At 53.5% G+C, this 23,731-nt stretch carries 22 protein-coding genes, 3 tRNA genes and 1 pseudogene; 19 read left to right on the forward strand and 7 right to left on the reverse strand.

Translation table 11 applies throughout. The features are described 5' to 3' along the window. The first annotated feature begins 46 nt into the window (after positions 1-46). The 7 genes from pgsA (at position 47) to ACPW74_RS05995 (ending at position 3,449) form a co-directional block, all read left to right on the forward strand. A complete protein-coding gene (gene pgsA / locus ACPW74_RS05965; protein WP_010675229.1) occupies positions 47-601 on the forward strand; it encodes a CDP-diacylglycerol--glycerol-3-phosphate 3-phosphatidyltransferase in 555 nt (184 codons plus the stop codon). A 179-nt stretch (positions 602-780) separates the two neighbouring features. Beyond that, positions 781-856 (forward strand) — tRNA-Gly (locus ACPW74_RS05970). A gap of 34 nt (positions 857-890) precedes the next feature. Continuing rightward, positions 891-964 (forward strand) — tRNA-Cys (locus ACPW74_RS05975). A 41-nt stretch (positions 965-1,005) separates the two neighbouring features. Continuing rightward, a tRNA-Leu gene (locus ACPW74_RS05980) sits at positions 1,006-1,092 on the forward strand. 352 nt (positions 1,093-1,444) lie between these two features. Further along, on the forward strand, positions 1,445-2,650 hold the full coding sequence (locus ACPW74_RS05985) for a tyrosine-type recombinase/integrase (protein ID WP_223937897.1): 1,206 nt from the start codon (positions 1,445-1,447) through the stop codon (positions 2,648-2,650). Between the two features lie 147 nt (positions 2,651-2,797). After that, positions 2,798-3,154 carry a hypothetical protein gene (locus ACPW74_RS05990; protein ID WP_202007802.1) on the forward strand — a complete coding sequence of 119 codons (357 nt, stop codon included), beginning with the start codon at positions 2,798-2,800 and terminating at the stop codon, positions 3,152-3,154. After that, positions 3,147-3,449 (forward strand): YkvA family protein, encoded by a 303-nt coding sequence (locus ACPW74_RS05995; RefSeq protein ID WP_182958024.1) that lies wholly within the window; start codon positions 3,147-3,149, stop codon positions 3,447-3,449. The genes ACPW74_RS05990 and ACPW74_RS05995 overlap by 8 nt, the downstream gene beginning before the upstream one ends. A gap of 462 nt (positions 3,450-3,911) precedes the next feature. Here the strand turns inward: ACPW74_RS05995 and ACPW74_RS06000 are convergent. Then, a protein-coding gene (locus ACPW74_RS06000; protein WP_086008128.1) for an IS3 family transposase occupies positions 3,912-5,116 on the reverse strand; the annotation gives its coding sequence in 2 pieces (ribosomal slippage) (positions 3,912-4,798 and positions 4,798-5,116; 1,206 coding nt in all). Between the two features lie 63 nt (positions 5,117-5,179). Here ACPW74_RS06000 and ACPW74_RS06005 point away from each other — a divergent pair. The 8 genes from ACPW74_RS06005 (at position 5,180) to ACPW74_RS06040 (ending at position 11,693) form a co-directional block, all read left to right on the forward strand. Beyond that, positions 5,180-5,545: a hypothetical protein gene (locus tag ACPW74_RS06005; protein WP_425858720.1), complete on the forward strand. Its 366-nt coding sequence runs from the start codon at positions 5,180-5,182 to the stop codon at positions 5,543-5,545. Between the two features lie 61 nt (positions 5,546-5,606). Further along, entirely contained in the window at positions 5,607-6,026 is a 420-nt protein-coding gene (locus ACPW74_RS06010; protein ID WP_202007777.1) for a DUF2787 family protein, read from the forward strand. A gap of 705 nt (positions 6,027-6,731) precedes the next feature. Next, a complete protein-coding gene (locus ACPW74_RS06015) occupies positions 6,732-7,490 on the forward strand; it encodes an SMODS domain-containing nucleotidyltransferase (RefSeq protein ID WP_425858722.1) in 759 nt (252 codons plus the stop codon). A 95-nt stretch (positions 7,491-7,585) separates the two neighbouring features. Beyond that, the gene (locus tag ACPW74_RS06020; RefSeq protein ID WP_113069873.1) at positions 7,586-8,839 is read left to right on the forward strand and encodes an IS256 family transposase; all 1,254 of its coding nucleotides are present in this window, start codon (positions 7,586-7,588) and stop codon (positions 8,837-8,839) included. Positions 8,840-9,026: 187 nt separating this feature from the next. After that, positions 9,027-9,560: an SLATT domain-containing protein gene (locus ACPW74_RS06025; protein ID WP_202007779.1), complete on the forward strand. Its 534-nt coding sequence runs from the start codon at positions 9,027-9,029 to the stop codon at positions 9,558-9,560. Positions 9,561-9,654: 94 nt separating this feature from the next. Continuing rightward, entirely contained in the window at positions 9,655-10,197 is a 543-nt protein-coding gene (locus tag ACPW74_RS06030) for a hypothetical protein (protein ID WP_202007781.1), read from the forward strand. 151 nt (positions 10,198-10,348) lie between these two features. Continuing rightward, a complete protein-coding gene (locus ACPW74_RS06035; RefSeq protein ID WP_128272792.1) occupies positions 10,349-10,942 on the forward strand; it encodes a hypothetical protein in 594 nt (197 codons plus the stop codon). An 85-nt stretch (positions 10,943-11,027) separates the two neighbouring features. Further along, on the forward strand, positions 11,028-11,693 hold the full coding sequence (locus ACPW74_RS06040; protein WP_128272789.1) for a hypothetical protein: 666 nt from the start codon (positions 11,028-11,030) through the stop codon (positions 11,691-11,693). A 580-nt stretch (positions 11,694-12,273) separates the two neighbouring features. Here the strand turns inward: ACPW74_RS06040 and istB are convergent. Both istB and istA read right to left on the reverse strand, forming a co-directional pair. Next, positions 12,274-13,029, reverse strand: a complete 756-nt coding sequence (gene istB, locus ACPW74_RS06045) for an IS21-like element ISAs29 family helper ATPase IstB (RefSeq protein WP_000194037.1) — start codon at positions 13,027-13,029, stop codon at positions 12,274-12,276. 14 nt (positions 13,030-13,043) lie between these two features. Next, positions 13,044-14,585, reverse strand: a complete 1,542-nt coding sequence (gene istA / locus ACPW74_RS06050) for an IS21-like element ISAs29 family transposase (protein WP_111809685.1) — start codon at positions 14,583-14,585, stop codon at positions 13,044-13,046. 201 nt (positions 14,586-14,786) lie between these two features. Between istA and ACPW74_RS06055 the strand changes: the two genes are divergently transcribed. After that, the gene (locus ACPW74_RS06055) at positions 14,787-14,912 is read left to right on the forward strand and encodes a hypothetical protein (RefSeq protein ID WP_425858724.1); all 126 of its coding nucleotides are present in this window, start codon (positions 14,787-14,789) and stop codon (positions 14,910-14,912) included. A 61-nt stretch (positions 14,913-14,973) separates the two neighbouring features. Here ACPW74_RS06055 and ACPW74_RS06060 read toward each other — a convergent pair whose 3' ends face one another. Beyond that, positions 14,974-16,227, reverse strand: coding sequence for an IS256 family transposase (locus ACPW74_RS06060; protein ID WP_113069873.1), 1,254 nt, complete (start codon positions 16,225-16,227; stop codon positions 14,974-14,976). A gap of 152 nt (positions 16,228-16,379) precedes the next feature. Between ACPW74_RS06060 and ACPW74_RS06065 the strand changes: the two genes are divergently transcribed. Then, positions 16,380-17,237, forward strand: coding sequence for a hypothetical protein (locus ACPW74_RS06065; protein WP_425858725.1), 858 nt, complete (start codon positions 16,380-16,382; stop codon positions 17,235-17,237). A gap of 195 nt (positions 17,238-17,432) precedes the next feature. Here ACPW74_RS06065 and ACPW74_RS06070 read toward each other — a convergent pair whose 3' ends face one another. The 3 genes and pseudogenes from ACPW74_RS06070 to ACPW74_RS06080 all read right to left on the reverse strand — a co-directional run bounded on the left by ACPW74_RS06070 (position 17,433) and on the right by ACPW74_RS06080 (position 20,438). Beyond that, complete coding sequence (locus tag ACPW74_RS06070) at positions 17,433-18,008, reverse strand: hypothetical protein (protein WP_025201459.1); 576 nt, start codon at positions 18,006-18,008, stop codon at positions 17,433-17,435. A 174-nt stretch (positions 18,009-18,182) separates the two neighbouring features. After that, positions 18,183-19,434 (reverse strand): annotated as a pseudogene (locus tag ACPW74_RS06075) (IS256 family transposase). Between the two features lie 449 nt (positions 19,435-19,883). Further along, on the reverse strand, positions 19,884-20,438 hold the full coding sequence (locus ACPW74_RS06080) for a nuclease-related domain-containing protein (protein ID WP_425858727.1): 555 nt from the start codon (positions 20,436-20,438) through the stop codon (positions 19,884-19,886). Here ACPW74_RS06080 and ACPW74_RS06085 point away from each other — a divergent pair. Together ACPW74_RS06085 and ACPW74_RS06090 are read left to right on the forward strand one after the other, a co-directional pair. Next, positions 20,430-21,683, forward strand: a complete 1,254-nt coding sequence (locus ACPW74_RS06085; protein ID WP_113069873.1) for an IS256 family transposase — start codon at positions 20,430-20,432, stop codon at positions 21,681-21,683. The two genes, ACPW74_RS06080 and ACPW74_RS06085, sit on opposite strands and share 9 nt — an antisense overlap. A 429-nt stretch (positions 21,684-22,112) precedes the next feature. Continuing rightward, the gene (locus tag ACPW74_RS06090) at positions 22,113-23,366 is read left to right on the forward strand and encodes an IS256 family transposase (RefSeq protein WP_113069873.1); all 1,254 of its coding nucleotides are present in this window, start codon (positions 22,113-22,115) and stop codon (positions 23,364-23,366) included. Positions 23,367-23,731 lie beyond the last annotated feature (365 nt).

A 23,731-nucleotide genomic window follows, 5' to 3' on the forward strand; every position in this document is an offset into this window, starting at 1 on the left:
GGCTTGGGGCTACCATGTAGCGGCATACAAGAAGTGGCTGAAAATAATGACAAATATTCCTAACCTGCTGACGTTCTTTCGGATTTTGCTCATCCCCGTCTTCGTCATCCTGTTCTACCTTCCCTATCAGTGGTCCTACATGGCGGCGGCCATCGTCTTTATCCTGGCGGCCGCAACCGACTGGTTTGACGGCTATCTTGCCCGCAAGCTGAACCAGTCCACCGCCTTTGGCGCCTTCCTCGATCCGGTGGCCGACAAGATCATGGTGGCGGCGGCCCTGGTGGTCATCGTCGAGCACTACAACACCGTCTGGGTCACCATCCCCGCCATGACCATGATTGGCCGGGAGATCATCATCTCCGCCCTGCGTGAATGGATGGCCGAGCTTGGCAAGCGCTCCTCGGTGGCCGTCAGCTGGATTGGCAAATGGAAGACCATGATCCAGATGGTGTCGCTCACCGGCCTCATCTGGCAATACGACATCTGGATGGTGTGGCTCGCCTATGTGCTGCTCTACGTGGCCACCGTGCTCACCTTCTGGTCCATGTTCCAGTACATGAAGGCCGCCTGGGGCGATCTCAGCTACCACTCCCGGTTCTAGTCCCGACGGGAAGATGGCCGTTTCTCTGCCACTGGCGCCGAGAAACGGCCATGAGCGGCAAAAGTGTGGGACAAGGGTAAAAAACACCCGAACGATCAGCGTATTAAATGTTTTTGGTTGACTGGGCGGGGAACATCGCTAGAATGCGTTCTCACAGTCAGGCAGTCAGCCAGACCGATGCGGGAATAGCTCAGTTGGTAGAGCACGACCTTGCCAAGGTCGGGGTCGCGAGTTCGAGTCTCGTTTCCCGCTCCAAATTCAGACAATAGAGAGCTCCTCTCTTTTGCATGGCGCGTTAGCAAAGCGGTTATGCAGCGGATTGCAAATCCGTTTAGTCCGGTTCGACTCCGGAACGTGCCTCCATATTGACAAGCCCGCCACGCGAGCTTGATACCGATTGCGGTGCCCGAGTGGTGAAATCGGTAGACACAAGGGATTTAAAATCCCTCGACGTTCGCGTCGTGCCGGTTCGATTCCGGCCTCGGGCACCATTAAGATTAAAGAAAAAAAGCCTTTCAGATTAAACAGATACGACGCTTTATTGCGTCGTTTTTGTTTTTAACTCTCTCCAAGATTTCTCTCCAACTTTTCCTTTCTTGTCCATTTCTTGTCTAAGCGACTTACTACTTCCTGCGACTTGTTGCGAACAACCTGCGCTTCGCCCCAACATAGCCAAGGACACGTGGTTAGCCTGCGCTCCGGGCCTTTCCGGGGTCTGTCTCTGGTGCTGACACAAGTGCCGCTCACCGTTACCCCTTCCGCTTCACCCCCTCCCAAACCCGCATTGAATCCCCTTTGAAACAGATATTAATCCCATGCTCTAACCCATCATCGGAGGTATCTATGCAGACCAAATTTCGCTTTACCAATGCAGCCATCAAGGCTTTGCCCGCACAACAACGAGAGGCTGGCGCTACTGAACTGGAGTTCTCCGATACAGAGGTCATCGGCTTAAAACTCTTGTCAGGAAAAAGCCAAGGCAGTAAGCGTTTCCTACTGCGCTATACCCTCCAGGGGAAGAAGCGCAGCATCGCTCTGGGGCGATTCGGCGATATCGATGTGAGCCAAGCCAGGACCATTGCCCGCAAGTACAAGGCGATGCTGGCAGACGGTATCGACCCGGTAGCAGAGCGGGATAGCTACAAAACTGAGCCCACCCTTTCGGAGTTCTTCTGGCAGACCTTTTTGCCGCACCTCAAGACCATCGGCAAACGGTCGATCAACAGCGACATTCAGCGGTTCAAACACAACATAGAACCACGCTTTGGTGCCATGCGTTACCGGCAACTCAAGGCGATGGATGTCCTGCAGTTGCAATCGGAGATGGTTCACCCCAACAACCCTCAGCAGACGGCCTATGCACCGAGTACCGCCAACCGGGTGTTGGCCCAGTTAAAGACCATGGGCAGCTATGCGGTGCGCTGGGGCATTCTGGACACCAACGAGGCGGCCAAGATCAAGCTGTTGAAGGAGGACAATGCCAGGACGCGCTTCCTATCGATTGAAGAGATGAAACGGGTCATTGAGGTGGCATTGCAGGATCGCAATCAGGCCGCAGGCAGCTTCATCGCGATGCTCTACCTGACGGGGGCAAGAAAATCAGAGGTGTTACTCGCTAAATGGGAACATGTGAACTGGGAGGATAAGACGCTGTTCGTACCCCTGACCAAGAATGGCAAGAGCCGGATCATTTACCTGAGCACATTGGCTCTCGATATTCTGGAGAAGCTCCCCAGAATAGCCGGTAATCCCTATGTGTTCGCGAGCCAGCATATTCGCTGTCAGGGCAAGCCCATCGGTGAACCCAGATGTGCCTATGAACGGGTGTTGCAGAAAGCCGGTATCGAAGACCGCGATGAGGTCTGCTTCCATACAGCTCGCCATTCGGTCGCCAGTGCCTTGGTCTCTTCCGGGCAATACAGCCTGTATGACGTCAAGGCGCAATTGGCCCACGCCAGCATTCAATCCTCCCAGCGGTATGCAAAGCTGACTTCTGAGCGCAGTCGCAATATCAGCGAAGGTCTCTCGCATATGATCCAGGCGGAGTGACCGAAAAGGTATTGTTTATAAACAGATATTAATAACCAGACAGCGCTGCCACATCGGCTGTTGGTCCACATTTCACAGTTCCCAGGCCCTTAAGTTCATCTGAGCTTAAGGGCCTTTTTGTTGGAGAGAAACACGATGAAAACTTGTATGGAATGGCCGGAGGAAACATTGCTCGCGGCCTACCCGGCACTCCATGTCTCGGTCATGGAGCAAATTATCGAGCCCTTTTCATCAGTAGAGGAGGCGAGGGCATTCTGGGACACGACTGGTTGCAGTCTGGTCATTATCGAGCAGGGGGATTCGGTCAGCGAGTTTCAGGTCTTACCACAGCATACCCAGAATCAGGTGATGTTCGGCTTGCGTTACCCGGAGCAAGAATTCGCCATATCCGAAGATTGGCGCCTGCTGCTGGCCATTCTCAACGATGAGGGGGCGGGGATTTACCTGCTGATCCACTCAGATGCACCGCTGCTTCCCACCCTGGAGGCGATGCACCATGAGTAATCCCAGTCATAGCGAGATCATGCGCAAATTAAAAGAGATCAAGGGGATTAAAGAGCTGCTGGAGAAGGCCGTGCTGTTGTATGTCCTGCTCACGGATGGCGATCTGCCGGTCTGGTGCTATGCGCTCATCATCGGTGCGCTGGCTTATCTGGTAAACCCGTTCGACGTAGTACCCGATCCCATTCCATTTGCCGGTTATCTGGATGATTTATCGGTCATTACCTCAGCATTAGCCGCACTGCCGGTTAAGTCGCACCACCGCCAATCTGCGAAAGACCGAATGAGATCACTGTGACAGTGATGGAGTCGGTCCTGTCACGCTATCGCGTTTTCTATGACCCTTTATCTATGACCCATCTAGCGATGAACTGGAGATCGCAATCTCCAGTTATCTAATGACGTTGTAAGGAAACTATCATGACAAGACCCCGTAAAAACCGCGTTGAAGAGACCCCTAAATCTGTCAGTAACACGGCAGCAGCATCAAACACTCCCGACACCGCGCCAACCACAGAGCCCCCACTCACATCCGGAGCAAGCGGCTGCGCCGAGCCTCTCTTGCCAGCCCTTGCGGCTGAAGCCGACAAGGCCAGGTCTGGACCCGGCGACACCGCAGACTCCGTGCCCGGCTGCCCTGCACCCATACACACCTTGCTCAACCATACCGCCGAGAAACTCAGTGCCCGATCAGAAGGGCTGATTTTCTATGCCATCGGTCGTTGGATTTGACCCCATAGATCCAGACACTTTTTCCCGCTTAGGGTTGTGATACCCGACTGCGCAGAAATTCCCGTGGTGAACGGTATCCCAAGGCGCTGTGCGGGTGGTGCTCGTTATAATGCTCAAACGCAATAGCCAAATTGCCTACCGCTGTTCGGCTATCCGGTTTTGGCATCATCTCGATATAGTCTCGCTTCATCGTCTTCACGAAGCTCTCCGCTATACCGTTACTCTGTGGGCTTCTCACTGCTGTCGTTCTGGGCTCCAACCCGATTTCTCGTGCAAACGCGCGGGTCTCATGGGCGCGATACGCCGAGCCATTATCAGTCAGCCACTCCACCGGTGATGCCGGCAACGAATCCCCAAAGCGACGTTCGACAGACCTCAGCATGACATCTTGCACAGTGTCACTGTCGTAACCCCCGGTACTGGCCGCCCAGTCCAACGCCTCCCTATCGCAGCAGTCCATGGCGAACGTGACTCGTAGTTTTTCACCGTTATCGCAGCGAAACTCGAAGCCATCTGAGCACCACCGTCGATTGCTCTCCTTGACGGCAACACACCCCTTATGTGCCTGCTGGGCCAATGGTGCAGCTGGTTTTCTTTCCAGCAGCAAGCCATGCTCGCGCATGACGCGATATACCCGCTTAGCGTTTACCACAGGTTGTTCTGTTGCCTCAGACTGACGCCGTAACAGCGCCCAGACCCGGCGATAGCCATAGGAGGGAAGCTCTGCCATCGCCTCCATGATACGGCCAAGTAAGGCTGCATCATCACGCTGGCGATGATGACGACCATCTTGCCAACCCGGTTTTCGATGAACACGAACGGATAGCTGCGCACGCGATACATTAAGAGCCTGGCTCACAGCACTTAATCGTCGTCCCCCGGCAACAAGGGCGCATGCGCAATCCATTTTTTTGCTCGACCATACTCCACGGCTTCTTTGAGGATCTCGTTCTCCATGGTCTTCTTCCCGAGCAGACGCTGAAGCTCTCGGATCTGCTTGATGGCAGCAGCCAACTCGGAAGCAGGAACAACATCCTCACCGGCGGTGATCGCCGTGAGAGACCCTTCTTGGAATTGCTTACGCCATTTGAAAAGCTGGTTTGCGTTGACGTCGTGCAAGCGAGCAACATGAGAGACGGTCATCCCGGGCTCAAAGGTCTGCTGCACGATGGCGATCTTTTCTTGTGGAGTCCGGCGTCGACGGCGCTCGGCCCCTGTTAACACTTCGACCATCTTCTCGTTGTGACTAGTACTGAACATAGCTCCAAGACTACCTCTTAAGTTAAGAGGGGCGAAGTGTCTGGATCTTCAAGGGGCCAATCTAGTCGTCATGAAGAGAGTGGCGAGCTGTTCCTGAAAATCACCGGCAATCAGGGTGGGGGTCTGCATAGCAAGGAGTGGATTGCGCTGTCGGCGATTGACGATGTGTTGCGCTCCTTGCCCGCAGACAAGCCGTTTAAATCCAGCGTTATGAAGCGACTGTTTAAAGGTGGCAGTGCCAATAACGCCGGATTCTTATCAGCCATTCTGCGCTCGGACGGGCTGAAGTTGGTCCAGAAGGCAGACGGCAATCCGATGCTGCACGAACTGGTGCCTGATTACCTTGAGCGCTTGGGTTCGCTAACCAATGAGCTCTGTACCGTAACTTCTACCATCGAATAACCCCTGCATAGCACTCACCTGTCCAAGGGGGAGCCCCCCAAACAACCAATCTGAGGTGATTATGACGATCCCATTTGCGGGCGATTTTGCCCTGCCTGCCAGTCAGGCATTGATGAGTATTCTGGATCAGGAACTGGTTAGATCTGGAATGGTGCTGAAGGGAAAATCCAGTCTGGTCTTCAACTTCCGAGACCCGGATTACGGCCCGGTTCGTGGCGGGTTTCATCCGGTAGAAATACGGCTGCTAAAGCGTAAAGACCAGTGGCAGTTCGATTACGTGACGGACTTTAGCTATCAGGGGCCGGAGGATATGGCGGAGTTGGTCAAAGAGATCGACTTCAACTTTTTGAGCGAAGAATACTACCTGCTCCGTTACGGCCAGATGGGACCAGCGTCGGCCAGGGAGCTCTATACGATGTGGGAGTCGAACTTCGTCAGTTACTACCAGATGGGCGTGTTTACCGTCTCAGTGGCTGCGTAACCGTCGCACCGGACAGGAGAGGAACAGGAACCAGCGGCGGTTTGGTTCTGGCAGTGGTGCTGCTGTGTTCACCTTTCCATGCAGGGCAAGGAGCCATGGACTAACCCTACTCGAAACCGGTCGGCGGCTCAGTAGGTTAGTCCATCCTTCGTCGGTTTAAGGTATCCCTCTCTGCCACCATCCCCCCCAAAACAAGTATCCCTCGGCCTGTGGCAGGGAGGCTTGTTTTTTTGTCATCAACGAGGAGTGAAAAGACAGATATGTGTGTATCCCCCAATAGTGTTATTCCACCAAGCATTATTTCCATTAAATATCATAAGGTTATGTGCATAGTGTCTGGCGCAACGAGTGCGTTTTGCGCAAAGCAAATCAAGTGTCGTCGAGTAATCGCCCATTCTGTGATGATGGCAAATGTTAAATGTTTCAATCTACTGGTATGGTAGGGCTCTTATGCATCTGTTCACACTGGTGTGGTTTGGCAGCGCATCCATGACTTATCAACTGACTTTTTATACAGTGGTAATGATAGCGCAAAAAGAAGGGGGGCAAGTGAATACGTTAAGCCACCCAAAGGTTGCTGGTAATGCTATGATTTAATTTAAATTTTTACTTTACAGTGATGAAATTAGGGCGGAGTTAGATGGAAGGCGCTGCTAACGGATTAGTGCCACCTTCCATCTAATCACTGTTAGCCAAGGAGAGCGTATGGGCTTAGCTGACTGGTTCAGCACATTCTGTGAAAATCTCCGCGTCCAAGACGGGGGGACAATCTCAACGAGGTACAAGGCCATTACCCGGCGACTGAACACGGATTATTGGACCACAACCTCGGAGACTGCCCACAGTCTATACGTCGGCTCTTATGGGAGAAATACGGCAATCCATGGCATCAGCGACCTGGATATGATTTTCCAGTTGCCTTATGAAGTTTACCGACAGTACGACGGCCATACCGGAAACGGCCAATCCGCCTTACTCCAAGCAGTCAAGAAGTCCATAGAAAAGACATACGCGACCACAAGCATACGGGGCGACGGACAGGTCATCCTTGTGCCGTTCACAGATGGCATCACCTTCGAGGTAGTGCCTGCATTTATCAATAAAGACGATAGTTTCACTTATCCCGATGCGAACAATGGTGGCCGTTGGAGAGTCACAAACCCAAAACCAGAAATCACCGCCATAAGGACGCGAAATGCAGCCTGCAACGGGAACTTGGTCCCCCTATGCCGGATGATGCGTGCGTGGAAACGAAAATGGGACGTCCCGATCGGGGGGCTACTTCTTGATACGCTAGCGTACCAGTTCATCGATACTTGGCAGTACAAAGACAAATCGTTCCTGTATTACGATTACATGTGTCGCGATTTTTTCCGCTTTATGGCAGACCAAGACAAAGATCAAGAGTACTGGAAGGCGCCAGGCAGCGGTCAATACGTTTACGGGAAAGGCATGTTTCAATGAGTTATGGTGATTTCTGGTGTACGGAGGGATAGAAGGAGTGGCGTATCCTGCTGATTGATTCCTGCAAGAATCTCAATCAACAGAGCGGATACGCCATGAAACATTCTACCCTCACTGTCCTGCCACAACCAGAAGGCAAGCCCGGCGACATGCTCACCGAGCTGCTACGCGCCGGAGCCAGGGACCTGATTGCACACGCTGTGGAGGCGGAGCTCGCCATCATGCTTGAGCAGCATCGAGAGTTGCGACTCCCTGATGGCCGCCAGGCGGTAGTGCGCAACGGGTATCTGCCCCAGCGGACTATCCAAACCGGCATCGGAGACGTTGAAATCAAAGTGCCCAAGGTACGCGACCGCAGCGGCTCCGGTATCAACTTCACCAGCACCCTGCTGCCGCCCTATCTCAAGCGCTCCCGCAGTATCGAGGAGCTGTTGCCGTGGCTCTACCTCAAGGGGATATCCAGTGGGGACTATCAGGAGGCCCTCTGTGCGCTGCTCGGCGACCAGGCCAAGGGGCTGTCAGCCAACACCGTCTGCCGGCTCAAGCAAGGTTGGATTGATGAGCACCAGCGGTGGCGACAACGAGACCTGACCAAGTCTCGCTATGTCTACTGGTGGGCCGACGGGATATACAGCAACGTGCGCATGGATGACCGGCTCTGTTTGCTGGTCATCATCGGGGTGACCGAGCACGGGCGCAAGGAGCTGGTTGCGGTGGAGGATGGTCACCGGGAGTCAGAGACAAGCTGGACGGAGGTGCTGATGGGACTGCGAGGCAGAGGGCTCACCCTCAGTCCCAAGCTGGCCATCGGGGATGGGGCACTGGGCTTTTGGAAGGCGCTGGCCAAGTGCTACCCGGACACAGCCCATCAGCGCTGCTGGGTTCACAAGACAGCGAATGTCTTGTCGGTGCTGCCCAAGTCGGTACAGCCCAAGGTCAAGGAGGCGCTGCATGATATCTGGATGGCCGAGACGAGAGAGGATGCTCACAAGGCGTTTGATCGCACCCTGACCCGTTTTGAAGCGAAGTATCCAGGGGCCATGGATAAACTGGTTAAAGACCGGGATGAACTGCTGGCGTTCTATGATTTTCCGGCGGAGCACTGGGTCAGTATCCGGACGACTAACCCGATAGAGTCAACGTTTTCGACGGTCCGGTTACGCACCAAGCGAGCGAGAAACTGTGGTTCACGGGAGACCACGCTGGCGATGGTTTATAAGCTGCTGGAGTCGGCCCAAAAGAACTGGAAGCGGCTCAAGGGATTTGCGCTGCTGACGTTGGTGGTAAACAACGTGAAGTTCAAGGACGGAATACAGATGCAGGAAGAGTCAGACAGGAACGCCGCCTGACTCCATACACCACATTTGACAATAACTCTGTTTCAATGGAAGGCGACGCGGTGCTACAACATCGCAGTCGAGGCAATAGGGCACGAGACAGCTAATCCGAAACAGGAGTGGTCGGCAAAACAGAAGTGGAGAGATATATTTGGAACCTCATTCCCAGACTAGTGATACGCCAGATTCGCGAGCAATCTTGGAAGGTCAATTGCGCGAATGTTTTGGGCGTGTTGTGTATTCCCACAAGACCCATGAGAAGTGCGCGGATATTCTTCTGAAACGACTTTCCACAGTTAAGCTTTGGCAAATCATATTGTCAGCCTTAACGACCGGTGGATTTATTGCTGCTGTATTCGGGGCTGGTGATATTGGTGCGCTTGTCGGCATCGTCATCTCAACGGTGCTGCTGGTCTTGAACGCCTACACAAAGAACTACGACTTGGGCGAACTCGCCCAGAAACATCGGCAGGCTGGTGCCGATCTGTGGATTATTAGGGAGAAGTATCTCTCTCTGATTACAGACCTACGTATGGGCGAAAAGCCTCTTGAATCACTTCAAACGGAACGGGACGTACTTCTAGAGCAGTTGCACGCCGTCTACTCGGGCGCGCCGAGTACTACGTATGAAGCTTACAAGAAGGCTCAGGAAGCTCTACAGCAACTCGAAGATATGACGTTTTCGGATGCTGAAATCGATGCGTTCCTTCCGAAGGAGCTAAAAAGGGGCTAACAATGCCATGCACTCGGACAGGAATTACGCTGCGCTCCATTCCTCCCGGTGATGGCACGCGTTATGTACTCAACTAGTTAAATTAGGAGTTGCAGTGAAAAAGGCAGTATTGGAAGCGTTAGATAGCTCAATGCTAAGAATTGACAACCCTTACCCTATTGATAGGGAGGTTGATTTTCAGTCCGTGTTATTCGGTGAACTATATAAAGCCTTACCAGAGGCAATTATTCGGTTTGAACACACTTTGCAAAGTGACTACCAATCCTATCGCTTGCATGGCAGTTCCACTGAAAACCGGAGAAGTAGAGTTGATTTACATATCCAGACAGAATCAAAAACTATAGTAATAGAATTAAAGTATTTTAAAGGTGCAAGCAAAGAAGATTGTATGGATATGCTGGCTGATTTAGCAAAGGTTGAACGAATTGTTGAATCAGAAGAGGCACATGAAGGTTTCTGCATTCAACTAGTTAAAGCTGGTGTAGTCGAACATTTGCCTCAAGGTTTGATTGATGCTAAATCTTATGAAAAGAAGGTAGGTCGATGGGACTATAAATTTGAAATTAAAGGGCAATATGAAATCATACCAAAACTACAGGCTAATGGTCGTTCTCTAATTGTTCATCACATTCAATGACCACGCACATAATAACGCGTTTAAAACGGATGCACAACGCTTGGCATGTTGAGTTTGAATCAGCTTTAGTGTTTACAGCCTAATGGCTTAGGTTCGGTGGTTGCGTTGCTCACCACTTAACGTTACGTTATGCTTCATCATGGATAAAACAATGAGCTATCTGAATAAATTTGTTGATTCGATCAGGTTTTTGGAAGAATTCGACATGGAACACAAGCGAGCTAACCTTAACTATGAAGAGGTTGCTAGTGTAATTAAAAGTCGGCTGCTTGATAAGGATCTTAATTATTTTTTAGAACAAAATCTTGGTAATACTGCGCAAAGATTTATAGAGAACTCACCCCAGAGCCTTGAAAACTTATGTCATAGTGTATCTCAGCAGTTTTATGAAAACTGGATGTCACAGCCCATAGGAGATTTAGTTCCTGTTGCAATAACTGTTGGGAATGTGAAGTTCAGGAATAGGGATATTTATAAGGTTTCAAAGTCATCGATAAAAAAGACAATAGCAAAAGGCTTCTGTCCTGATGAGAGCCTAGAGCTTCATGTGTGGCTAACATTCTCAAATATGACCGTTCTGGATCTAACTATTGTACCTACGCTGGTATATAAAGGTTTAGCTACTCTAGATGATTTTGATGGTTGCCAATATGTAATTTGGAAGGAAGGCGAGGGAGAGGAATTTGATTACATTCCTTTGCTTCAACACAATAACTTTATGTATGAAGTAGATAGATATGCATAACAAAGAGTTCTCTGCGCTCTCTGGGTCCTCAAAAGCCACGCTTTTTCGGCCTTTTAAAGTGGTGTTATGTACCTAAGGAGGAAGTGTGAAGTCAGTTATCGAGAGAGAGAAAATAAAACGGGAGAAAGCTGAGAGGCTTCGTCGTTACGCTACGATCAATTGGAATATCAAGAAGCAAGAAATTGAAGTGATATTCCGTGAAGCTTTTGCTGGATTTAATATTAATGGCAGAGAGTTTTATATAGATAACGACCTTAATAGTGATTTCTCCGACAAAAGATATATTGGTTACGACTGCGTACAGGTGAGCCATCCTCTCAGGTTTACAGGAAATATGGTCATTACCAAGGACGAGAGATCAACTAACTTCGTCAGAAGAAAGGAAGTTGGAGCAGCCTTATCGATAACAACGTCAGCAATAGGAAGTTTTGATATTATCCTCATGCCAGCTAAAAACGATGACAAGCTTTTGGAAAGCAGGAGTCTTATTATTTATAGCTGTAAAGACCCCAATGAATTAACAAAAAAGAGGATGCTTAAGTCTATTAAGCAGTATCTAATATTTCAAAGGGTTGATAGTTTGCTTGAGTATTCATCAGTTTTTGAAAATGCTTATGTAGCATGGTTGTATTTTTGGGATGCCAGAAATAGAGAGAAGTATCGAAGCTTACTTTTTCAAATAATGAACCATTGGGGGGCGGTAGCTGTAAGTGCTATAGCTGCATGGGTAATAGCAAAAAACACATCCTGATTACCATCGCCCCTCAACCACCGTCATCTATCATGCTGATAGAATGCTCCTCCTTGATGAGTGTTACAGCCGCAAAAAATGGCGTCTTGCCCGGGTAATCCCTCCCCATCTAGCAACCTTCAAGGCTGGCCATCTCCATTTGCTATACATGAAATCCTACTTCGCTGGTTCATATGAGATTCAAGATAGTCGACACACCCGGCCCAGTGACGATTCATGCTAACGGGTCACACTGTCAGGCTATCGGTCGTCTAAATCGACTCTGGTGCTTCTTCTGGTGCGCTTCGGCATCATCACATTGCTAGTAAAAAGAGAAGGGGAAGCAACATAATGGTTGCTCCCCCAATCGCCTTATTACACCAACCAGATATTGCTATATCAATCAGTCGGTTATCACTTCATGACTCGGCGCATTCTGCGTGATTTGCGCCATCCCTGCCTTGACGTTGTTCAGCCTTTCTTGGAGCTGTGGCATGTCCTCGGGCTTGAACAGTGCCCCCTGCGTATTCCGGCGAAGTTGAACAGCCATTCCGGCCAACGTGAACACCCTGATCCTTAACGCGCTCACGTCACCCCGTTTCTAACTCGAGTGTTCAGATTGGGTCAACTCACTTCTCCTCTTTCTCATCGATTCTCCCTTCAGTGACAGCCGGTGAGCGTTGTGCATCAGCCGGTCCAGGATCGCATCTGCCAGAGTGTTGTCCCCCAAGCTCGCGTACCACTCTTCCGTTGGCAGCTGACTGACCACGACCGTCGAGTATTTCCCGTACCGATCATCCATGATCTCCAGCAGGGCGTTGCGCTGCTCGGCATTCACCGCTTCCAGTCCCCAGTCATCCAGGATCAGCAGCTCTATCCTTGCCAGTTGACCCAGCAGTCTGGCGTAACTGCCATCTACCTTGGCCTGGCTCAGCTCAAGTAGCAGACGCGGCAGCCGGTAGTAACGAGTGCTGTGCCCCTGCTGACAGGCTTGGTAGCCCAGCGCACAGGCTAGGTAGGTTTTTCCGCAGCCACAGGGGCCGGTAATGAGCAGGTTCTGGCCCCGGCGCAGCCACTCTCCTTGGGCCAGGTTTGCCACCTGTGACCGCTCCAGGTTGCGTGCAGACTGGTAGTCCACCTCTTGCACCGTGGCCTGGAGTTTGAGCCTCGCCTGCTTGACCAGCCGAGCTTGTTTACGCTGCTCCCGGCTCAGTTGTTCGTGTTCGACCAGCAGGCTTAGCCGCTCGATGAAGGGCAGCCCTTCGTAGGTACTTGCCTGTTCCAGTTGTTGTTGCACGGCATCCGCCATGCCAGTCAGTTTCAGGTGTCTCAAGCGGGTCAGCGTTTGTTGGGTCATGGGTTTTTTCCTCGTTAGTGGAAGCTCTGGGGGCCGCGGATGTTCTCGTGCTCTTGCGGCAGTTCTGGATAACTGAGCGGACTTGCGGGCAGTTGGTCGCGGCCACTGGTCAGCACCGACTTGAGCTGCTTGAGCCGCACCAGTCCTTCCCGGTTGGCCAGCTGGCAACAGCCTTCGACTCGTGATGGCGGATACTCCCGGCTAAGACTCAGCAGTCCCAGGCAGAGTCGGTATGCCTGCTCGGCATGGGCTTTCTCTGCCAGCCGTTCGCTAACCCAGCACAAGGTGCCCGGTCCGATGTCGGCAGCCCACTGCTTAAGACGCCCTGGCGTCCAGCGTTGCTGCTTGCTGTGACGTTCCGGCATGTGCTCAGGGAGTGTGCTCATCCCCGGGATGGTTTTACGCGGATGGCTCGCGACCAGCTGTTGCTGGTGATAGACCTGAAGCAGGGTATCGCCCGCATGGAGCTCCAGTTGCTGACCCACATACTGGTGCGGCACCGAGTAATGGTGCTGCTCATAACTGACGTGATAGTCGATGTTGACCTTGACCGTTTTGATGGCGACATAGCGATAGGGATGCACCGGTAGTGACCCCAGTGCCGGGCGGTCCAACTGCTCAAACGCCTCGCGTCGGTTACCGGGCAGCTGCTTGAACGGGCGCTCGTTGAGCTCATTCAACAAAGCCCGGATGCACTGGTTTAGCTCGGCAAGCGAGAAGAAGGTCTGATGGCGTAGACGAGCCAGGATCCAGCGCTCGACGATCTGCACACCCACCTCGGCCTTGGCTTTGTCCTTAGGCTTGTAAGGGCGAGCTGGCATCACCGCCACCTGATAGTGCTCGGCCAACTGCTGGTAGCTGGGGTTGAGCTCGGGATCGTATCGGCAAGCCTTGCTGACACCGCTCTTGAGGTTGTCGGGGATCAGCAGTACCGGTGTCCCGCCGAAAAACTCAAAGGCACGGACATGGCTTTGCAGCCAGTCCGGCAGTGACTGGGACCAGGTGGCCTCGGCAAAGGTGTAGTTGGACGCACCGAGCACGGCGACAAAGACTTGTGCCTGACGGACCTCACCCGTAGTCGGCGACACGATGGGCACCGTGGGCCCGCAGTAGTCGATAAAGAGCTTTTCCCCCGCCTTGTGGATCTGGCGCATGGAGCGCTTTTGCAACTGACACCAGGACTTGTAACGGTCACAGAACTGGGAGTAGCTGTAACAGCTATTGGGATAGCGCTGGGTGTACTCCTCCCAGAGCAGCTGTTTGGAGACCCCCTTGCGCTTGAGCTCCTGATGGACAGAGGGCCAATCCGGCACAACATGGCGGGCCGAGATGGTGGTATCGGCCTGCGGATAGAACAGGGCAGCCAGTCGGCCATCATCAAGCTCGGTAGGTAAGGGCCAGGTAAGGCCGAGCGCCTGGGCACTTTTGAGGAGTTTCTGGATGGAGCCGACACTGACCTTGGTACAGATACTGATTTGGCGAACAGAGAGGTCAGCTTCCAGCCGCAGTCGCAGCACTTCACGAATTTTACGCATTGCAATCCTCTTGGCAGACATAGGCTCTTCCCTGGCAAAAGGGAGAGCGTATCAAAGGTTTTTAAATCAATGCGTTAAGGATGATTCCGGTGAATGTGAACAGTGATTCCGGGATGTTGAACACTGTTTCCGGAAAGGAGGGGCGAAGTGTTCAGGTTGAACCGGAATGAGCGTTCACATTGGTCCGGAAATGGTGTTCACGTTGAATCGGAATTGGTGTTCATGATCGGCCGGAATATGCACCCCCAGCTCTATCCCTGGGCACTCTTGCAGGATCACCCGCACCAGGCGGACGGTGCGCGTCGTCACCGGTACACTCTGCCCGACCAGCTTGGCGCGTTTGGCTGACTTACAGTCATCCACGTTGGTTGGGCAGCCATTGAGTTATTGTCAAATGTGGTGTATGGAGTCAGGCGGCGTTCCTGTCTGACTCTTCCTGCATCTGTATTCCGTCCTTGAACTTCACGTTGTTTACCACCAACGTCAGCAGCGCAAATCCCTTGAGCCGCTTCCAGTTCTTTTGGGCCGACTCCAGCAGCTTATAAACCATCGCCAGCGTGGTCTCCCGTGAACCACAGTTTCTCGCTCGCTTGGTGCGTAACCGGACCGTCGAAAACGTTGACTCTATCGGGTTAGTCGTCCGGATACTGACCCAGTGCTCCGCCGGAAAATCATAGAACGCCAGCAGTTCATCCCGGTCTTTAACCAGTTTATCCATGGCCCCTGGATACTTCGCTTCAAAACGGGTCAGGGTGCGATCAAACGCCTTGTGAGCATCCTCTCTCGTCTCGGCCATCCAGATATCATGCAGCGCCTCCTTGACCTTGGGCTGTACCGACTTGGGCAGCACCGACAAGACATTCGCTGTCTTGTGAACCCAGCAGCGCTGATGGGCTGTGTCCGGGTAGCACTTGGCCAGCGCCTTCCAAAAGCCCAGTGCCCCATCCCCGATGGCCAGCTTGGGACTGAGGGTGAGCCCTCTGCCTCGCAGTCCCATCAGCACCTCCGTCCAGCTTGTCTCTGACTCCCGGTGACCATCCTCCACCGCAACCAGCTCCTTGCGCCCGTGCTCGGTCACCCCGATGATGACCAGCAAACAGAGCCGGTCATCCATGCGCACGTTGCTGTATATCCCGTCGGCCCACCAGTAGACATAGCGAGACTTGGTCAGGTCTCGTTGTCGCCACCGCTGGTGCTCATCAATCCAACCTTGCTTGAGCCGGCAGACGGTGTTGGCTGACAGCCCCTTGGCCTGGTCGCCGAGCAGCGCACAGAGGGCCTCCTGATAGTCCCCACTGGATATCCCCTTGAGGTAGAGCCACGGCAACAGCTCCTCGATACTGCGGGAGCGCTTGAGATAGGGCGGCAGCAGGGTGCTGGTGAAGTTGATACCGGAGCCGCTGCGGTCGCGTACCTTGGGCACTTTGATTTCAACGTCTCCGATGCCGGTTTGGATAGTCCGCTGGGGCAGATACCCGTTGCGCACTACCGCCTGGCGGCCATCAGGGAGTCGCAACTCTCGATGCTGCTCAAGCATGATGGCGAGCTCCGCCTCCACAGCGTGTGCAATCAGGTCCCTGGCTCCGGCGCGTAGCAGCTCGGTGAGCATGTCGCCGGGCTTGCCTTCTGGTTGTGGCAGGACAGTGAGGGTAGAATGTTTCATGGCGTATCCGCTCTGTTGATTGAGATTCTTGCAGGAATCAATCAGCAGGATACGCCACTCCTTCTATCCCTCCGTACACCAGAAATCACCATAACTCCCCGTCCTCTAAATTTGCCCAGGTACGTCAAAAGGTGCGCGAGGCTGGGGTGCCAGTGCCGAATAACTGGCGCCCTACCGATCGCAAGACTTTCGAGGCTGTGGTGCGGCAGAAAGCCTATCGTGACACCTGGAAGGCTCTGGGCGACTCGATGGGGATCAGCAATCCCAGTCGCTACGTGACAATCGAATCGTTCATGCTGCTCAAACCGGTACAGGCCGCGGTGCGCGAGCAGCTGGGAGTAGACGGAATTAGGCGGATCCCGCTTGTGACGGAGTTTGCTGACATCGAGCGCCAGGTGTACCGCCCAATAGCAAACAGCATCATCGCCAGGCTACAAGCGCAGGTGGATTCGTCCACCGCTCGATTCGTGGGGCCGGGACCGCTGGCTGAGAAGGCCGATTCCGCGGTCAAGACCCTGGTAGTTGTTCCGCTGGCCCTGCTGTTGTCGCTGCTCGGGGGGTTTGGCCACATGATGAAGCTCACCACCTTGATCTTCCGCAGTTTGCTCGATGAGCAGAGCAAGGCTCGCACCTTGAAAGCCATGACCGCAGCTATAGCCCTGGTCTCAACGGGGGTGTCGGCTCTGTATTATGCAGCTAATCCCCTGGTCGAAGCCAAGGCATATCAGACCTTCTCCGCGGCAACTACCCTCAATAGCGGCAGAGCATTTTCGCTGGGGTTGGAGTTCATCATCCGGTTACAGGAGTTCGTCTACCCGGTTAACGCCGTTCTGCTCCAGCATTGTTATGTGATTATCCCCCTGGTTGGCTCCCTGGCGCTGTTATGTCTGTATCATTGCGCCGAGCCAAAGCGCACAATGCGAGAGGTTCAGGTCAACGTGGCCGCGCTTCAGAAACAATTACAGGCGGCGTTAAGCAATGAATCTCAACGAAAACGAAATGCAGCCTAGGTATCGCAATGATAACTTTCAAAGTCATTTTGTAGTGGTCAACTAAATCCGGACACATAGTTAAGCCGCTTTTCGGCTTCTGCTGGCGGTATCCCATCATTGTGTTGGTGTGGATCCGCCAGAAGAGTGTGAGAAGCAATATTCCGAACGGCTCAAAAGTGTCTAGCGAAGCCGGGGCGATTCAGAAGCAGCATTTTACTTAAGGATCTCGCGCATTCCCGCGTTGAGCTGGCGGCCACCGTTCTCTGCATCACGGTCTTGCATCAATTTGATCGAGACCTCGTTGGCACCAATGGTGTAGGTTGCGCTGTAATTACCACACATGCTGTCGGTTACACATTCAAAAAACGGTACCGATTTATCCTTCACTGTGCGGATGATCACTGGCTTGACTTTCAAGGTATTGGTCGCCTGACTGACTAATTCCTCAAAGTCTGCCTTAGCCTGTCTGACAGAAGCAACGGAGTCGTCTTGGTACGATGCCTGGGTACCGCCGAAGGAGAACACTTTATGTTGGTAGACTGCATAGTAATACTCACCCGTAGTTGGTCGTCCTAAGAATCCCTCGCCTGCCTTGGGTTTGCCGCGAAATTCTTCATCAATGTCACTGCGCCAGTCGTAGCGTATCAGACCATCGTTGACCGCTTGGAGCGTGGTGATGGGTAGGCCGACAGTCAGGGTTTTAAAGCCCGTATTTGCGGCAATGGCGGGTGAGGCAATGAGACTGACGGCACAGGTCAAAGCAGAGAGCAGCGGGGTTTTATGTGGCATGGTGACTCCTCATGTAGAGAGTTGGTTGATGTGGGGTGAATCGCCACCAGTGATGTAGACACTTCCCAGCTGTAACGGGTTGCGATTCACTCTCGGTTTGCTAGCAATAATGTCAGTTACGCCTTGGCCTGACGCCACTTAGTTAGGAGTTATTGTCAAATGTGGTGTATGGAGTCAGGCGGCGTTCCTGTCTGACTCTTCCTGCATCTGTATTCCGTCCTTGAACTTCACGTTGTTTACCACCAACGTCAGCAGCGCAAATCCCTTGAGCCGCTTCCAGTTCTTTTGGGCCGACTCCAGCAGCTTATAAACCATCGCCAGCGTGGTCTCCCGTGAACCACAGTTTCTCGCTCGCTTGGTGCGTAACCGGACCGTCGAAAACGTTGACTCTATCGGGTTAGTCGTCCGGATACTGACCCAGTGCTCCGCCGGAAAATCATAGAACGCCAGCAGTTCATCCCGGTCTTTAACCAGTTTATCCATGGCCCCTGGATACTTCGCTTCAAAACGGGTCAGGGTGCGATCAAACGCCTTGTGAGCATCCTCTCTCGTCTCGGCCATCCAGATATCATGCAGCGCCTCCTTGACCTTGGGCTGTACCGACTTGGGCAGCACCGACAAGACATTCGCTGTCTTGTGAACCCAGCAGCGCTGATGGGCTGTGTCCGGGTAGCACTTGGCCAGCGCCTTCCAAAAGCCCAGTGCCCCATCCCCGATGGCCAGCTTGGGACTGAGGGTGAGCCCTCTGCCTCGCAGTCCCATCAGCACCTCCGTCCAGCTTGTCTCTGACTCCCGGTGACCATCCTCCACCGCAACCAGCTCCTTGCGCCCGTGCTCGGTCACCCCGATGATGACCAGCAAACAGAGCCGGTCATCCATGCGCACGTTGCTGTATCCCGTCGGCCCACCAGTAGACATAGCGAGACTTGGTCAGGTCTCGTTGTCGCCACCGCTGGTGCTCATCAATCCAACCTTGCTTGAGCCGGCAGACGGTGTTGGCTGACAGCCCCTTGGCCTGGTCGCCGAGCAGCGCACAGAGGGCCTCCTGATAGTCCCCACTGGATATCCCCTTGAGGTAGAGCCACGGCAACAGCTCCTCGATACTGCGGGAGCGCTTGAGATAGGGCGGCAGCAGGGTGCTGGTGAAGTTGATACCGGAGCCGCTGCGGTCGCGTACCTTGGGCACTTTGATTTCAACGTCTCCGATGCCGGTTTGGATAGTCCGCTGGGGCAGATACCCGTTGCGCACTACCGCCTGGCGGCCATCAGGGAGTCGCAACTCTCGATGCTGCTCAAGCATGATGGCGAGCTCCGCCTCCACAGCGTGTGCAATCAGGTCCCTGGCTCCGGCGCGTAGCAGCTCGGTGAGCATGTCGCCGGGCTTGCCTTCTGGTTGTGGCAGGACAGTGAGGGTAGAATGTTTCATGGCGTATCCGCTCTGTTGATTGAGATTCTTGCAGGAATCAATCAGCAGGATACGCCACTCCTTCTATCCCTCCGTACACCAGAAATCACCATAACTCGTTGCTTGAGGTACTGGGTTGCATTGATAATAGTCATGGCTTCGGGCGTGTCGGTTTTTTTTTGCGATTAAATCAGATCACAAACGAAGCCTTTTTTCTATCTATTTCAATTGGTTGTAGCTAAAGATCCTGTACATGTGGGCGAGATAGACATCGAGCACACTCCTTGTGCAAAAAAAGAATTAGTACAATAGCGCCGCTGGCTTTTTACCCGCAATGGGTGGCTTCAAATTCATCGCTGCGAATCCCCCTGTATTCCTCTATACCCCAAGAGCTTCAATCTGAGGGGCATTCAAGGGGGGGAGGGATAAGTTTGCTGACTGATGGCGTATCAGTCGGCAATGAAGATCTCTTAGCCAGCCTTGGCAACGTCCCGTACTTTTTGCTCTACCTGGTGCGCGATGGCCTGGATCTGGGCCAGTTCGAGTGAGCCAGCTCTAAATTGGGGGAGTTGTTTGGGGAGTGCAGCGGCACTGACGATGTAGGGGAAGGTGATCTTCTGGCGTAAATCCACAAACCAGCCAGGTAGAACCAGAACGCCACCTACCGGGACTTCGGTCCCAGTTGCACTGTTGAGCCAGTTACGCACAGTGGTGACGTTACGGCGGACCTGTTCGAGCGGCGCTTTTTCAACATGGTTTGGGAAGTGAAGCGCATCATTTTCGACCCGAACCTTGAACTGTTTTTCTCCATTGTTGATGGGTTTGGAGCGACCTTTAGTCTCGATGACAAAGACCCCGTTAGGGCAGATGATCAAATGGTCGACATTGAATCCATCAAACGGGATATCGTGGTAAACCCGAGTTATGGTGATTTCTGGTGTACGGAGGGATAGAAGGAGTGGCGTATCCTGCTGATTGATTCCTGCAAGAATCTCAATCAACAGAGCGGATACGCCATGAAACATTCTACCCTCACTGTCCTGCCACAACCAGAAGGCAAGCCCGGCGACATGCTCACCGAGCTGCTACGCGCCGGAGCCAGGGACCTGATTGCACACGCTGTGGAGGCGGAGCTCGCCATCATGCTTGAGCAGCATCGAGAGTTGCGACTCCCTGATGGCCGCCAGGCGGTAGTGCGCAACGGGTATCTGCCCCAGCGGACTATCCAAACCGGCATCGGAGACGTTGAAATCAAAGTGCCCAAGGTACGCGACCGCAGCGGCTCCGGTATCAACTTCACCAGCACCCTGCTGCCGCCCTATCTCAAGCGCTCCCGCAGTATCGAGGAGCTGTTGCCGTGGCTCTACCTCAAGGGGATATCCAGTGGGGACTATCAGGAGGCCCTCTGTGCGCTGCTCGGCGACCAGGCCAAGGGGCTGTCAGCCAACACCGTCTGCCGGCTCAAGCAAGGTTGGATTGATGAGCACCAGCGGTGGCGACAACGAGACCTGACCAAGTCTCGCTATGTCTACTGGTGGGCCGACGGGATATACAGCAACGTGCGCATGGATGACCGGCTCTGTTTGCTGGTCATCATCGGGGTGACCGAGCACGGGCGCAAGGAGCTGGTTGCGGTGGAGGATGGTCACCGGGAGTCAGAGACAAGCTGGACGGAGGTGCTGATGGGACTGCGAGGCAGAGGGCTCACCCTCAGTCCCAAGCTGGCCATCGGGGATGGGGCACTGGGCTTTTGGAAGGCGCTGGCCAAGTGCTACCCGGACACAGCCCATCAGCGCTGCTGGGTTCACAAGACAGCGAATGTCTTGTCGGTGCTGCCCAAGTCGGTACAGCCCAAGGTCAAGGAGGCGCTGCATGATATCTGGATGGCCGAGACGAGAGAGGATGCTCACAAGGCGTTTGATCGCACCCTGACCCGTTTTGAAGCGAAGTATCCAGGGGCCATGGATAAACTGGTTAAAGACCGGGATGAACTGCTGGCGTTCTATGATTTTCCGGCGGAGCACTGGGTCAGTATCCGGACGACTAACCCGATAGAGTCAACGTTTTCGACGGTCCGGTTACGCACCAAGCGAGCGAGAAACTGTGGTTCACGGGAGACCACGCTGGCGATGGTTTATAAGCTGCTGGAGTCGGCCCAAAAGAACTGGAAGCGGCTCAAGGGATTTGCGCTGCTGACGTTGGTGGTAAACAACGTGAAGTTCAAGGACGGAATACAGATGCAGGAAGAGTCAGACAGGAACGCCGCCTGACTCCATACACCACATTTGACAATAACTCGGTAAACCCGATAGGGGTGCTGTTGGGGCCTAACGATTTGGTCCAGCTCCTGGCCCACTGCCAGTTCACAGGAGTAACCCAGCTTGAGGTGTTGAACCTTGTTGGCCATTTTGTAAGTTTTGGTTGTGCCATAGATAAAGAGACCCAGCATGACTACCCCAGAAGTCAGCATCACAGTCGTGCTCATAGCCTTCTTATCGATGTAGCTCTGTAACAAGAGGTAGAACCCGATCATCATCATGGTCAATGGCGTGAATAGCATTTGGGAAAAGAGGTCTATCTGTAGGTCTTGGATTTGCTGTTGGAGTTATGGTGATTTCTGGTGTACGGAGGGATAGAAGGAGTGGCGTATCCTGCTGATTGATTCCTGCAAGAATCTCAATCAACAGAGCGGATACGCCATGAAACATTCTACCCTCACTGTCCTGCCACAACCAGAAGGCAAGCCCGGCGACATGCTCACCGAGCTGCTACGCGCCGGAGCCAGGGACCTGATTGCACACGCTGTGGAGGCGGAGCTCGCCATCATGCTTGAGCAGCATCGAGAGTTGCGACTCCCTGATGGCCGCCAGGCGGTAGTGCGCAACGGGTATCTGCCCCAGCGGACTATCCAAACCGGCATCGGAGACGTTGAAATCAAAGTGCCCAAGGTACGCGACCGCAGCGGCTCCGGTATCAACTTCACCAGCACCCTGCTGCCGCCCTATCTCAAGCGCTCCCGCAGTATCGAGGAGCTGTTGCCGTGGCTCTACCTCAAGGGGATATCCAGTGGGGACTATCAGGAGGCCCTCTGTGCGCTGCTCGGCGACCAGGCCAAGGGGCTGTCAGCCAACACCGTCTGCCGGCTCAAGCAAGGTTGGATTGATGAGCACCAGCGGTGGCGACAACGAGACCTGACCAAGTCTCGCTATGTCTACTGGTGGGCCGACGGGATATACAGCAACGTGCGCATGGATGACCGACTCTGTTTGCTGGTCATCATCGGGGTGACCGAGCACGGGCGCAAGGAGCTGGTTGCGGTGGAGGATGGTCACCGGGAGTCAGAGACAAGCTGGACGGAGGTGCTGATGGGACTGCGAGGCAGAGGGCTCACCCTCAGTCCCAAGCTGGCCATCGGGGATGGGGCACTGGGCTTTTGGAAGGCGCTGGCCAAGTGCTACCCGGACACAGCCCATCAGCGCTGCTGGGTTCACAAGACAGCGAATGTCTTGTCGGTGCTGCCCAAGTCGGTACAGCCCAAGGTCAAGGAGGCGCTGCATGATATCTGGATGGCCGAGACGAGAGAGGATGCTCACAAGGCGTTTGATCGCACCCTGACCCGTTTTGAAGCGAAGTATCCAGGGGCCATGGATAAACTGGTTAAAGACCGGGATGAACTGCTGGCGTTCTATGATTTTCCGGCGGAGCACTGGGTCAGTATCCGGACGACTAACCCGATAGAGTCAACGTTTTCGACGGTCCGGTTACGCACCAAGCGAGCGAGAAACTGTGGTTCACGGGAGACCACGCTGGCGATGGTTTATAAGCTGCTGGAGTCGGCCCAAAAGAACTGGAAGCGGCTCAAGGGATTTGCGCTGCTGACGTTGGTGGTAAACAACGTGAAGTTCAAGGACGGAATACAGATGCAGGAAGAGTCAGACAGGAACGCCGCCTGACTCCATACACCACATTTGACAATAACTCTTGCTGTTGCAGGGTGTGACCCGCTGGCCTGAGCAGGTCGGCGGTCAACGGGCTGACCCTATGTGAGCGAAGCCTCTTTCTTATTAGCAAGATGATCCCAACTGATAAGAATATCGGGCCCAAGAACAAGCCAGAAGTTGCCAGAACAGATACCGCGAGCGACGAGAGTTCCATTTCATGCGTCTTTTGGGGAATGTGGTGAGGTCAGGTTAGCTGACCTATAGGAGTCTATCCATTGGGATGTGGGGTAAGTATCACAGTATCTGATTATCCCCAATGGAGATCTTACACCTTGTGGTGTTAGTGAGATAAAACAGAGAGTTACTGCGCCTCCTTT

Source organism: Aeromonas sp. INTO2, from assembly GCF_049860605.1.
In the GTDB taxonomy this organism is placed as follows: domain Bacteria; phylum Pseudomonadota; class Gammaproteobacteria; order Enterobacterales; family Aeromonadaceae; genus Aeromonas; species Aeromonas caviae.